Genomic DNA, 12,858 nt, shown 5'->3' with positions numbered 1-12,858 from the left:
AAGGAATACCATGAAGCAAAAGCGGACTCTCGGAACGCCTCGGTTGCTGGGCATCGTCTGGCCATTCATCGCCGTCGTGTTGTTTCAGGCATTGCTGGGGGGCGTGAGTCTTTACGTCCTGTCGGCCGTTCGCGGCTATGTCGCGGGCGAGAGCCTGTGGTCCAAGGGCCAGAAAGACGCTATCTATTACCTCAACCTCTATGCCGACAGCCGTGACGAGGCGATTTACCTCAAATACCAGAGCGCAATCGCCGTGCCCCAGGGCGGCCACCAGTTGCGCCTGGCACTGGACAGGCAACCGCCCGACCTGCAATCGGCGCGCGAGGGCATTCTCAAGGGGGGCAACCACCCTGACGATGTCTCCAGCCTGATCTGGCTGTACCTGAATTTCCGTCACTTCAGCTATCTGGAAACCGCGATCGACCGCTGGACGCTGGGGGACGCCTACCTGGTGGAGCTCGACGGCGTGGCGCGAGAGATGCATCAGCGCATCACTGCAAATGCCGCCACCGAGGCCGATATCCACCGCTGGAAGGACCGGATCTTTGCGATCAACGACGGCGTGACGCCGGCCGCCAAGGCGTTCAGCGATGCCTTGGGTGAAGGCTCGCGGATGATCATGCGCCTGCTGCTGTTCACCAACCTCGCCACCGCGCTGGGCCTGATCGTGCTGGCGCTGCTGCGCACCCACAAATTGCTCAAGCAGCGGCACGCCTTTGCCGAAGCGCTGCAGATGGAAAAGGATCGGGCTCATGTCACCCTGCATTCCATTGGCGACGGGGTGATCACTACCGATGTGAGCGGGGCGATCGACTACATGAACCCGGCCGCCGAAGCATTGACTCACTGGAAGGCTGAACAGGCTTCCGGTCTGCCGCTGGCGGCGTTGTTCAATCTGCTGGATGACAACGCCCAGACCGAAGGGCTGACCCTGATCGAGCACATTCTCAGCGGCCAGCTCTCCGGCGGCAGTGAACACTCGAAGCTGATCCAGCGACTGGACGGCAGCACCGTGTCGGTGACCCTGGTCGGCGCGCCGATCCGCAACGCCGGCAAGGTCAGCGGCACGGTGCTGGTGCTGCATGACATGACCCAGGAGCGGCAATACATCGCCAATCTGTCATGGCAGGCCACCCACGATGCGCTGACCGGCCTGGCCAACCGTCGCGAGTTCGAATACCGCCTCGAACAGGCCCTGCACAACCTGACCCGGCAGCCGGGGCGGCATGCATTGATGTTCCTCGATCTCGATCAATTCAAACTGGTCAACGACACCTGCGGTCACGCGGCCGGCGACGAGTTGCTGCGGCATATCTGCGCGTTGCTGCAGTCAGGTCTGCGCGAGGGCGACACCCTGGCTCGGCTGGGCGGCGATGAGTTCGGCATCCTGCTGGAGAACTGCGCGCCGGAGGCGGCCGAGAAGATCGCCGAAAGCTTGCGTCAGACCGTGCAGAATCTGCATTTCGTCTGGAAGGGACGCCCGTTCCTGACCACTGTCAGCATCGGTCTGGTGCATGTTTGCCAGACACCGACCACCCTCGAGACCTCGTTGCGGGCCGCCGACATGGCCTGCTACATGGCCAAGGAAAAGGGCCGCAACCGGGTGCAGGTCTACCATGCCGACGACTCGGAATTGTCCCTGCGTTTTGGCGAGATGGCCTGGGTACAACGCCTGCACATGGCCCTGGAGGAAAACCGTTTTTGTCTCTACGCCCAGGAAATCGCCCCGTTGGGTTCGGTCGCTGCTGGCGACCGCGGGCACATCGAGATTCTGTTGCGCCTGCATGACGAGGCAGGCCGGATGATTCTGCCGGACAGTTTCATACCGGCAGCGGAACGTTACGGTTTGATGACCTCGCTGGATCGCTGGGTTGTGGAGAATGTATTTAAGGTTATCGCCCAATGTATTAACGAAGAGTGCGAAGGTCCTCTGGCAATGTGTGCGATTAATCTTTCAGGCATTACTATCGGAGATGACGCTTTCTTGCACTTTCTACGGGAACAGTTTGATATCTATTGCGTACCGCCTGAAATGATTTGTTTTGAAATTACGGAAACCAGTGCTATTGCAAATCTCGGCAGTGCAATCAGATTTATTAATGAACTCAAAGGCTTAGGTTGTTACTTCTCCCTTGATGATTTTTGTGCCGGAATGTCTTCATTCGCTTATCTGAAACATTTGCCTGTAGACTTCCTGAAGATCGACGGGAGTTTCGTAAAGGATATGCTGGACGACCCGATTAACCGCGCTATGGTCGAAGTGATCAACCACATCGGGCATGTCATGGGTAAGCAGACAATTGCCGAGTTTGTTGAAACAGTGCAAATCGAGCAGGCGTTGCTTGAAATTGGTGTGGATTACGCTCAGGGTTATGTAGTCGAGCGCCCGCAATTGTTTACCTGCGACAGTTTGCAAAGCCGGCCCGCCAGACCGCAGCCGCTGTTATTCAAAGCGCCTGGCACGTTCCGTTGAAGTCTCTTGCCGATCCTTACAATCACAAATCAAAAGGAGCCGAACAGTGATCGACACATTCAACCGAACCGGACCACTCATGGAAGCTGCAAGTTATCCCGCCTGGGCGCAACAGTTGATCCAGGATTGCAGCGAGAGCAAACGCCGGGTTGTCGAACATGAACTTTATCTGCGCATGCGTGATAACAAGCTCAGCGCCAAGACCATGCGCCAGTACCTGATCGGGGGCTGGCCCGTCGTTGAGCAGTTCGCGTTGTACATGGCGCAGAATCTCACCAAAACCAAATTTGCCCGTCACCCCGGGGAAGACATGGCGCGGCGCTGGCTGATGCGCAACATCCGCGTCGAACTCAATCACGCCGATTACTGGTTGAACTGGAGTCGGGCCCACGGTGTAAGTCTGGAAGACTTGCAGGCGCAGCAAGTGCCGCCGGAGTTGCACGCCCTGAGTCACTGGTGCTGGCACACCAGTTCGGCGGATTCGCTGATCGTGGCCATTGCCGCCACCAACTATGCGATCGAAGGCGCGACCGGGGAGTGGTCGGCGCTGGTTTGCTCGACCGGTGTGTATGCCGCCGCATTCCCTGAAGAGGATCGCAAACGGGCAATGAAGTGGCTGAAGATGCACGCCCAGTACGATGACGCTCACCCCTGGGAGGCGCTGGAAATCATCTGCACCCTGGCCGGGACAAATCCGAGTCGTGCGTTGCAAACGGAGCTGCGCCAGGCCGTGTGCAAGAGTTATGACTACATGTATCTGTTCCTCGAGCGCTGCATGCAGCTGGAGTTGACGGAGCGGGTGCTGGCCGGTCGCGAGCGACGGGCACTGGTCGAGAGCTAGTTCCGACAGCGCCCATAAAAACGGGAGCCCACACAGACCGTGTGAAAACCTGGCAATCTGCTGGCCGGTTAAAGAAAATGCCCGTATCGCAAGATACGGGCATTTTTCTTATGCGCTATATCCAAGGTGAAAACCGGACCTTGGCAGGCTGTGTTTTCCCACGGTCCGCCACAGGCTCCTGTTTTTTATTGCCGGCAGCTGTCTAGCCGGCCATCGTCAGGCGATTGCGTCCCTCGCGCTTGGCCACATAGAGCGCGCTGTCGGCGCGGCGCAGCAGGCTGTCGGACGATTCGCCGGGCAGCAGGGTGGCGCAGCCAAGGCTCACGGTCAGCTCGATCAACTGGCCATCGGCATAGTAGTCCTGGGCTTGCGTTGCATGGCGCAGACGTTCACCGACCATTGCGGCGGCTTCGCGACTGGTGTTGGACAGCAGAATCAGAAACTCTTCCCCGCCATAACGAAAAACCATGTCGACATTGCGCAACTGATTCTTGATCGACGCCGCCACGGCTTTGAGCACTTCATCGCCAGCACTGTGACCATGACTGTCATTGACCTGTTTGAAGTGGTCGATGTCCAGCATCAGCAACGACAAGGGTTGCAAGTGCCGCCGGGACATCTCGATCTCCCGCTGCAGGGTCTGCTCCATGGCGATGCGATTGCCGGTGCCGGTCAGCGGATCGCGCAGAGCTGTTTGCGTGGCGACGCGATAGAGCAGCGCGTTGCGCATCGGATACAGCAGCGAAGACAGGAGCGACTCGAAGTTGCCCAACTCGACTTCGCTGAACCGCTGATTGCGCCGCAATACCAGTTCACCCATGTGCTCGCCTTCGTGGCTGAGGCTGTAGCTGACCGAGTGGTGGCCGCGGGCGCCGAACTCCAGGCGTAAATCGCTGCCGCTGTGCACATAGGTCATGGCGTCCAAGGGCACCAGGCGTTGAACTTCGCGGAAAAACAGGCCGAGGATGCGCTGGGGCTCAAGGCTGGTTTGCAGTTGCAGGCTCAGTTGCTGGCGCAATTGCGCCGCGCTGACAGGTCGCTGCAGAAGCGGAGGCAGCTGACCAAAGCCCAGGCGTTGCAATTTGGCACTGTCGAAGTCAATTGCAGTGGTCTGGGAGGGTGATTTCATACGGCGTGAGCCCCTAAGCAGTAAGTCTGTCTTACAGGCTGGGTGAGAGCGGCTATGGGCTGCGCGTCATACTGATCCATCAGTCCCGTAGGACGTTTGGCGTAAGTTTAGTCTGCCCGATGACGATTAGTCAGCTATCGAATCAGGCCTTGCCCGACTGCCTTCACTCGGCGTGCTTTGAGGAAATGTAGAGCGAAAGTCGTGCCATTCAGTTCAGGTTTTATTAAAACCGTTATGAATCAACGATTTGAATTTTTAACGTTGAGCGGGGTGGGTGGTTATTTGACTGAAACGGGTCTGCGCAAAGCGGCAAATGTATGCCATGACGGGAAACCGCCACGGCCACAAATGCGACGTATGGCATTACTGGGCGTTGAATGCCTGGCCATTGATGCCCGTGCTGTCCGGGCCCATCAGGTACAGATAGACCGGCATGATCTCTTCCGGCGTCGGGTTGTTCAGCGGGTTTTCCCCCGGGTACGCCTGGGCGCGCATGCTGGTGCGGGTGCCGCCCGGGTTGATGCTGTTGGAACGCACCGGGGCCACGCCGTCGACCTCGTCGGCCAGGGTCTGCATCAGACCTTCGGTGGCGAACTTGGACACGCCATAGGCACCCCAGTAAGCGCGGCCCTTGCGCCCGACACTGCTGGAAGTGAACACCACCGAGGCGTCCCGGGACAGTTTGAGCAGTGGCAACAAGGTGCTGGTCAGCATGAACATCGCGTTGACGTTGACCTGCATGACGCGCATGAAGTTTTCACCGGACAACTGCTCGATCGGCGTGCGCGGGCCAATGATCGAGGCGTTGTGCAGCAAGCCGTCGAGGTGACCGAATTCGGTCTCGATCATCGCCGCCAGCTCATCGTATTGATGGGGCAGGGCGGTTTCGAGGTTGAAAGGGATCACGGCCGGCTGAGGATGCCCGGCCGCCTCGATCTCGTCGTAGACCTGGGTCAGGTTGGCTTCCGTCTTGCCCAGCAGCAGAACGGTGGCGCCGTGGGCTGCGTAGGTTTTCGCGGCAGCGGCGCCGATGCCGCGACCGGCACCGGTGACCAGAATGACCCGATCCTTGAGCAATTCGGGGCGAGCGGTGTAATCAAACATAAAAAACCTCATCAAGAGTCAGATCGTTCCCACGTCGAGGCGTCGAACGCGACCGCGTGGGAATGCAGCCAATGACGCTCAGCGTCAGGTCTCAGCAACTGCAGAGTGCGTTGTCGAGCACCTTGCGCAACTCCAGCGGGTGATCCACCACGACATCCGCCCCCCAGTGCCGAGGGTTGTCGTCCGGGTGAATGTAGCCATAGGTCACGGCGGCGGTCCTGGTGCCGGCATCGCGGCCGGATTCGATGTCACGCAAATCATCGCCGATAAACAGAACGCTCGACGGATCCAGGTCAAGCATCTTGCAGGCAAGGATCAGCATCTCGGGATCCGGTTTGCTGTTCTTGACGTGATCCGGGCAGATCAGCAACGCCGAGCGCTCGGCCAGTCCCAGCTGCTGCATGATCGGCTCGGCGAAGCGCAGCGGCTTGTTGGTGACCACGCCCCAGACCAGATTGGCTTTTTCGATGTCGGCCAGCAATTCGCCCATGCCGTCGAACAGCTTGCTGTGCACGGCGCAACCGGCGAGGTAGCGCTCGAGGAACTCCAGGCGCAGCTCCTCGAAGCCCGGCGACTCCGGATCCATCGAGAATGTCACCGCGACCATGGCCTTGGCGCCGCCGGAGATTTCGTCGCGGATGTGCTTGTCGTTCATCGGCGGCAAGCCGCGATCCGCGCGCATCGCCTGGCAGATGGCGATGAAGTCCGGCGCGGTGTCGAGCAGCGTGCCGTCCATGTCGAAAAGGACTGCTCTGATGGCCATCGGCTTATTCCTCGCGCAGGGTCTGGATCATGTAGTTGACGTCAACGTCCGCCGCCAGCTTGTAGTGCTTGGTCAGCGGGTTGTAGGTCAGGCCGATGATGTCCTTGACGGTCAGGCCGGCCATGCGGCTCCAGGCGCCCAGCTCGGAGGGGCGGATGAATTTCTTGAAGTCGTGGGTGCCGCGCGGCAGCAGTTTCATGATGTATTCGGCGCCGACGATGGCGAACAGGTACGCCTTCGGGTTGCGGTTGATGGTGGAGAAGAACACCTGGCCACCGGGCTTGACCATGCGGAAACAGGCGCGGATCACCGAGGAGGGGTCCGGCACGTGCTCGAGCATTTCCAGGCAGGTGACGACATCGAACTGCTCGGGCATTTCTTCGGCCAGGGCTTCGGCGGTGATCTGGCGGTATTCGACGTTCACGCCGGATTCCAGCTGATGCAGCTGTGCAACCGCCAGCGGCGCTTCACCCATGTCGATGCCGGTGACGGTCGCGCCGCGCTGGGCCATGGCTTCGCTGAGGATGCCGCCGCCGCAGCCGACGTCGAGCACCTTCTTGCCGGCCAGATTGACGCGCTCGTCAATCCAGTTGACCCGCAGCGGGTTGATGTCATGCAGCGGTTTGAACTCGCTTTCGCGGTCCCACCAGCGATGGGCCAGGGCTTCGAATTTGGCGATTTCGGCGTGGTCGACGTTGCTCATGATTCAATCCTCTAAAACTTGAAAAAGGGTTGTAGCCCCGAAGTCTGCTCCGGGGTGTTTACGATTCGGTGTGGCCGCTGATGCGTCGACCCCAGGCCCGGGCGGTTTCGCCGAGCTGCTGTTCGTCCAGGCGCGTCAGGCGGCGGTCGTCGAGCAACTGCTTGCCGGCGACCCACAGGTGCTTTACGCAGTCGCGGCCGGTGGCGTAAATGAGTTGCGAAACCGGGTCATAGACCGGTTGTTGCGCAAGGCCGGACAGGTCGAAAGCGACAATGTCCGCAGCCTTGCCGAGCTCCAGCGAGCCAGTCTCGGCTTCGATTCCCAGGGCGCGCGCGCCGTTCAGCGTGGCCATGCGCAGCGCCCGGTGGGCGTCCAGCGCGGTGGCCGAGCCGGCGACGGCTTTGGCCAGCAGGGCGGCGGTGCGGGTTTCACCCAGCAGGTCCAGATCATTGTTGCTCGCCGCGCCATCGGTGCCGACCGCGACGTTGACCCCGGCCTGCCACAGACGCTCTACCGGGCAGAAGCCGCTGGCCAGTTTCAGGTTCGACTCCGGGCAATGGATCACGCTGGTGTTGCTTTCTACCAGCAACGCCAGGTCGTCATCGCTGATCTGGGTCATGTGCACGGCCTGGAAGCGCGGTCCGAGCAGGCCCAGTCGGCCGAGGCGGGCCAATGGGCGTTCACCGCGTTGTTCGACCGCTTGCTGCACTTCGAAGGCGGTTTCGTGGACGTGCATGTGGACCGAAGCATCCAGTTCTTCGGCGATCACGCGGATTTTTTCCAGGTTCTCGTCACCAACGGTGTAGGGTGCATGAGGGCCGAAGGTAATCTTGATGCGCTCGTGATGCTTCAGGTCGCCGAACAATTCGACACCCTGACGAATGGCTTCATCGGCGCTGGCGGCGCCCGGAATCGGGAAGTCGAGGATCGGAATCGCAATCTGCGCGCGAATTCCGCTGTTGTGTACGCGCTCACTGGCAACCTTCGGGAAGAAGTACATGTCCGAAAAACAGGTGATGCCGCCTTTTATCTGCTCGGCGATGGCCAGGTCGGTGCCGTCACGCACGAAATCTTCATCGACCCACTTGCCCTCGGCCGGCCAGATATGGTTTTCCAGCCAGGTCATCAACGGCAGATCGTCGGCGAGGCCGCGGAACAGGGTCATGGCGGCATGGCCATGAGCATTGATCAGGCCGGGGGCGAGCAGAACGTCCGGCAATTCGCGGACTTCAGCGGCGTTACACTTCAAGGCTTCGGCGCGCGGGCCGATGAACACGATGCGACCGTCGCGGATGCCCAGGCCATGCTCCTTGAGCACAACGCCTGCGGGTTCGACGGGTACCAGCCAGGTCGGCAGCAATAATAAGTCGAGCGCAATGGCAGGTTTCGGCATCGAGGGTTGGTTCCAGTGCTTTTGTATAGGATGGCGAAGTATACCCGAGCGTCTTCACGGGGGGATCGCTATAATCGGCGGCTTTTGTTCATGAGTGCGGGGTGAGGGATGCGCGATCGACTGTTGGCTGCGGAGAAAGTGAAGGCCATCGATTGGCGTGATGGCGCGCTCCACCTGCTGGATCAGCGCGTTTTGCCGTTCGAGGAAAACTGGATCGCCTACACCAGCGCTGCCGGCGTGGCCGAGGCGATTCGCTCGATGGTGGTGCGCGGTGCGCCGGCCATCGGAATCAGTGCCGCGTACGGCATCGTGTTGGCCGCCCGTGCCCGAATTGCCGAGGGTGGCGATTGGTATGCCGCGCTGGAAGAGGATTTCATGCTGCTGGCCGATTCCCGTCCAACGGCGGTCAACCTGTTCTGGGCACTGAACCGCATGCATGACCGGCTGGATCGCCTGAAGGACAACGCCGATCCGCTGGAGGCGCTCGAAGCCGAGGCCATTGCCATTCATGAAAGCGATCGCGAAGCCAACCTGACCATGGCCCAGCTCGGCGTCGACCTGATCCGCAGGCATCAGGGCAACGCCCAGGCGATCCTGACCCACTGCAACACCGGCGCCCTGGCCACCGGCGGTTTTGGTACCGCGCTCGGGGTGATTCGCGCAGCGTTCATCGAAGGCATGGTGGAGCGCGTCTACGCCGACGAAACCCGTCCCTGGCTGCAAGGCTCGCGCCTGACCGCGTGGGAACTGGCCAACGAAGGCATTCCGGTAACCCTCAACGCCGACTCCGCCGCCGCGCACATCATGAAAACCAAAGGTGTGACCTGGGTGATCGTCGGTGCCGACCGGATCACCGCCAACGGCGACGTGGCGAACAAGATCGGCACCTACCAACTGGCGGTCAACGCCATGCACCACGGCGTGCGTTTCATGGTCGTGGCGCCGAGTTCGACCATCGACATGAACCTGGCCAGCGGTGATGACATTCCGATCGAGGAGCGCGACGGCGCCGAGTTGCTGGAAGTTGGCGGCAAGCGTGTCGGGGCGGATGTCGAGGCGTTCAATCCGGTGTTCGACGTGACGCCGGCGGACCTGATCGATGCGATCGTTACCGAGAAAGGCATCGTCGAACGTCCCGATACCGCGAAAATGGCGCAGTTGATGTGCCGCAAGCGCTTGCATTGATTGGCTTGATGTTTGCGTTGTCCTCTTCGCGAGCAGGCTCGCTCCCACAGGTTTTGTGATCGCCACAGAACCTTGTGGGAGCGAGCCTGCTCGCGATGGGGCCTTGAAAGTCAATAAACATCCGCAATTTCGTCCCGAAATTTGCATTCAGGGAAGCTCTGAGCCTCTCTCGTCCCCTTTAAGCCTGTCATCGGTCATCTAACTATGCTCCATGCGCATCTGGGGGATAGGTGCGTGGCGGCTCTTGTGATAACATCCGGCGTTTTCCGAGGCAGTCCCACGGGGTTGTCTTCACTGCGCAAATCCAGGGTCAACTTGTCGATTTGTCGTAAGTCGACGCATGGCACTCGGCCTGCATCGACGAGCTTCGTGCGTCCCCTATGGATATGGCGAAGTTTCACCAGAAAAAGGAATCAGGCTTCTCATGGGCGAACTGGCCAAAGAAATCCTCCCGGTCAATATCGAAGACGAGCTGAAACAGTCCTATCTCGACTACGCGATGAGCGTGATCGTCGGCCGTGCACTGCCGGATGCGCGCGATGGCTTGAAGCCCGTGCACCGTCGCGTGCTGTTCGCGATGAGCGAGCTGGGCAACGACTTCAACAAGCCGTACAAGAAATCTGCCCGTGTCGTCGGTGACGTGATCGGTAAGTATCACCCGCACGGTGATACCGCGGTGTACGACACCATCGTCCGCATGGCGCAGCCTTTCTCCCTGCGTTACCTGCTGGTCGACGGCCAGGGCAACTTCGGTTCGGTGGACGGCGACAACGCCGCGGCCATGCGATACACCGAAGTGCGCATGACCAAGCTGGCGCACGAGCTGCTGGCCGACCTGCACAAGGAAACCGTGGACTGGGTGCCGAACTACGACGGCACCGAACTGATCCCGGCGGTCATGCCGACCCGCGTTCCGAACCTGCTGGTCAACGGTTCCAGCGGTATTGCCGTGGGCATGGCGACCAACATTCCGCCGCACAACCTCGGTGAAGTCATCGACGGTTGCCTGGCCCTCATCGACAATCCCGAACTGACCGTCGATGAGCTGATGCAATACATCCCCGGTCCGGACTTCCCGACCGCCGCGATCATCAACGGTCGCGCCGGCATTATCGAAGCCTACCGCACCGGCCGTGGCCGCATTTACATGCGCGCCCGTTCGATCATCGAAGACATCGACAAGGTCGGTGGCCGTCAGCAGATCGTCATCACCGAGCTGCCTTACCAGCTGAACAAGGCGCGTCTGATCGAGAAGATCGCCGAGCTGGTAAAAGAGAAGAAACTCGAAGGCATCACCGAACTGCGCGACGAGTCCGACAAGGACGGTATGCGCGTCGTGATCGAACTGCGTCGCGGCGAAGTGCCTGAGGTGATCCTCAACAACCTCTACGCCCAGACCCAACTGCAATCGGTATTCGGCATCAACATCGTTGCGCTGATCGACGGCCGTCCGCGGATCCTCAACCTCAAGGATCTGCTGGAAGCCTTCGTCCGTCACCGTCGCGAAGTCGTTACCCGCCGTACTGTGTTCGAACTGCGCAAAGCCCGTGAGCGCGGTCACATCCTCGAAGGTCAGGCCGTTGCCCTGTCGAACATCGACCCGGTCATCGCCCTGATCAAGGCTTCGCCGACGCCGTCGGAAGCCAAGGAAGCGCTGGTCAGTACGCCGTGGGAGTCCTCGGCGGTGGTCGCGATGGTGGAGCGTGCCGGCGCCGATTCGTGCCGTCCGGAAAACCTCGATCCGCAATACGGTCTGCGTGAAGGCAAGTACTTCCTCTCGCCGGAACAGGCGCAAGCCATTCTGGAGCTGCGTCTGCACCGTCTGACCGGTCTGGAACACGAAAAACTGCTGGCCGAGTATCAAGAGATCCTCAACCAGATCGGCGAGCTGATCCGCATCCTCAACAGCGCCACGCGCCTGATGGAAGTGATCCGCGAAGAGCTGGAAGTGATCCGCGCCGAATACGGCGACGTGCGCCGCACCGAGATCCTCGATGCCCGTCTCGACCTGACCCTGGGTGACATGATCCCGGAAGAAGAGCGCGTCGTGACCATCTCCCACGGTGGCTATGCCAAGACCCAGCCACTGGCTGCGTACCAGGCTCAGCGTCGTGGCGGTAAAGGCAAATCGGCTACCGGCGTGAAGGATGAGGACTACATCGCTCACCTGCTGGTCGCCAACAGTCACACCACGCTGCTGCTGTTCTCCAGCAAGGGCAAGGTGTACTGGCTCAAGACCTACGAGATTCCGGAAGCGTCCCGCGCCGCCCGTGGTCGTCCGCTGGTCAACCTGCTGCCGCTCGATGACGGTGAATACATCACCACCATGCTGCCGGTCGATCTCGAAGCCATGAAGCGTCAGGCTGATGAAGAAGAAGCCGAAGGCGCCGAGACCGATGTAGAAGACATCGAAAACAGCAACGAGACCGAAGAGGAGCGCCGCGCGCGCATCAAGGCTGCCGACCGCAAGAAGGCACCGTTCATCTTCATGTCGACCGCCAATGGTACTGTCAAGAAGACCCCGCTGGTGGCCTTCAGCCGTCAGCGCAGTGTCGGTCTGATCGCGCTGGAGCTGGACGAAGGCGATATCCTGATCTCCGCTGCCATCACCGATGGCGAGCAGGAAATCATGCTGTTCTCCGATGGTGGCAAGGTGACACGCTTCAAGGAATCCGAAGTCCGCGCCATGGGCCGTACCGCTCGCGGTGTGCGTGGCATGCGTCTGCCGGAAGGGCAGAAACTGATTTCGATGCTGATCCCGGAAGAGGGCAGCCAGATCCTGACGGCTTCCGAGCGTGGCTACGGCAAGCGCACGGCAATCACCGAGTTCCCTGAATACAAGCGTGGCGGTCAGGGCGTTATCGCCATGGTCAGCAACGAGCGTAACGGCCGTCTGGTCGGTGCGGTTCAGGTGCAGGATGGCGAAGAAATCATGCTGATTTCCGACCAGGGCACGCTGGTGCGTACCCGCGTCGACGAAGTCTCCAGTCTGGGTCGTAACACCCAGGGCGTGACCCTGATCAAGCTGGCCAAGGATGAAACCCTGGTCGGTCTGGAGCGGGTTCAGGAGCCGTCGGAAGTCGAGGGTGAAGAGCTTGAAGGTGAAGAAGGTGTCGAACTGGAAGAGGGCGTGATCGGCGCCGAACCGGACGATGCGGTCGACAACCTGCAGGCGGATGCCGCAGACGAAGAAGAGTCGCAAGACTAACCAAATCGTAGCAGGGCAGAGTGTTTGCTCTGTCCGCTACCGTGATTGCATAGCGAGAG

General features: G+C 60.4%; 9 protein-coding genes. 4 read left to right on the top strand and 5 right to left on the bottom strand.

The features are described from left to right. Positions 1-10 precede the first annotated feature (10 nt). Positions 11-2,473: an EAL domain-containing protein gene (locus J5M72_RS11630; RefSeq protein ID WP_207865516.1), complete on the top strand. Its 2,463-nt coding sequence runs from the start codon at positions 11-13 to the stop codon at positions 2,471-2,473. A gap of 46 nt (positions 2,474-2,519) precedes the next feature. Next, positions 2,520-3,314 (top strand): iron-containing redox enzyme family protein, encoded by a 795-nt coding sequence (locus J5M72_RS11625; RefSeq protein ID WP_169431386.1) that lies wholly within the window; start codon positions 2,520-2,522, stop codon positions 3,312-3,314. A 202-nt stretch (positions 3,315-3,516) separates the two neighbouring features. On the opposite strand, the gene J5M72_RS11620 is transcribed toward J5M72_RS11625, so the two are convergent. The 5 genes from J5M72_RS11620 to J5M72_RS11600 form a co-directional block, all read right to left on the bottom strand. Further along, on the bottom strand, positions 3,517-4,443 hold the full coding sequence (locus J5M72_RS11620) for a GGDEF domain-containing protein (protein ID WP_207865515.1): 927 nt from the start codon (positions 4,441-4,443) through the stop codon (positions 3,517-3,519). Positions 4,444-4,806: 363 nt separating this feature from the next. Next, positions 4,807-5,547 (bottom strand): YciK family oxidoreductase, encoded by a 741-nt coding sequence (locus tag J5M72_RS11615; protein WP_169431384.1) that lies wholly within the window; start codon positions 5,545-5,547, stop codon positions 4,807-4,809. 91 nt (positions 5,548-5,638) lie between these two features. After that, positions 5,639-6,310, bottom strand: coding sequence for an N-acetylmuramic acid 6-phosphate phosphatase MupP (gene mupP, locus J5M72_RS11610; RefSeq protein WP_169431383.1), 672 nt, complete (start codon positions 6,308-6,310; stop codon positions 5,639-5,641). Positions 6,311-6,314: 4 nt separating this feature from the next. Next, a complete protein-coding gene (ubiG, locus tag J5M72_RS11605; protein WP_007950906.1) occupies positions 6,315-7,013 on the bottom strand; it encodes a bifunctional 2-polyprenyl-6-hydroxyphenol methylase/3-demethylubiquinol 3-O-methyltransferase UbiG in 699 nt (232 codons plus the stop codon). A gap of 58 nt (positions 7,014-7,071) precedes the next feature. After that, positions 7,072-8,406 carry a TRZ/ATZ family hydrolase gene (locus J5M72_RS11600; RefSeq protein ID WP_169431382.1) on the bottom strand — a complete coding sequence of 445 codons (1,335 nt, stop codon included), beginning with the start codon at positions 8,404-8,406 and terminating at the stop codon, positions 7,072-7,074. Positions 8,407-8,514: 108 nt separating this feature from the next. Here J5M72_RS11600 and mtnA point away from each other — a divergent pair, with 108 nt between their 5' ends. Both mtnA and gyrA read left to right on the top strand, forming a co-directional pair. Beyond that, positions 8,515-9,591, top strand: coding sequence for an S-methyl-5-thioribose-1-phosphate isomerase (mtnA, locus tag J5M72_RS11595; RefSeq protein ID WP_207865514.1), 1,077 nt, complete (start codon positions 8,515-8,517; stop codon positions 9,589-9,591). A gap of 424 nt (positions 9,592-10,015) precedes the next feature. Then, complete coding sequence (gene gyrA, locus J5M72_RS11590; protein WP_207865513.1) at positions 10,016-12,799, top strand: DNA gyrase subunit A; 2,784 nt, start codon at positions 10,016-10,018, stop codon at positions 12,797-12,799. Positions 12,800-12,858 lie beyond the last annotated feature (59 nt).

This window comes from Pseudomonas sp. 58(2021) (assembly GCF_017491585.1).
Lineage (GTDB): Bacteria > Pseudomonadota > Gammaproteobacteria > Pseudomonadales > Pseudomonadaceae > Aquipseudomonas > Aquipseudomonas fluorescens_BT.
The sequence above is the reverse complement of the archived record's forward strand: the minus strand, read 5'-3'. Positions and strand labels throughout refer to the sequence as shown.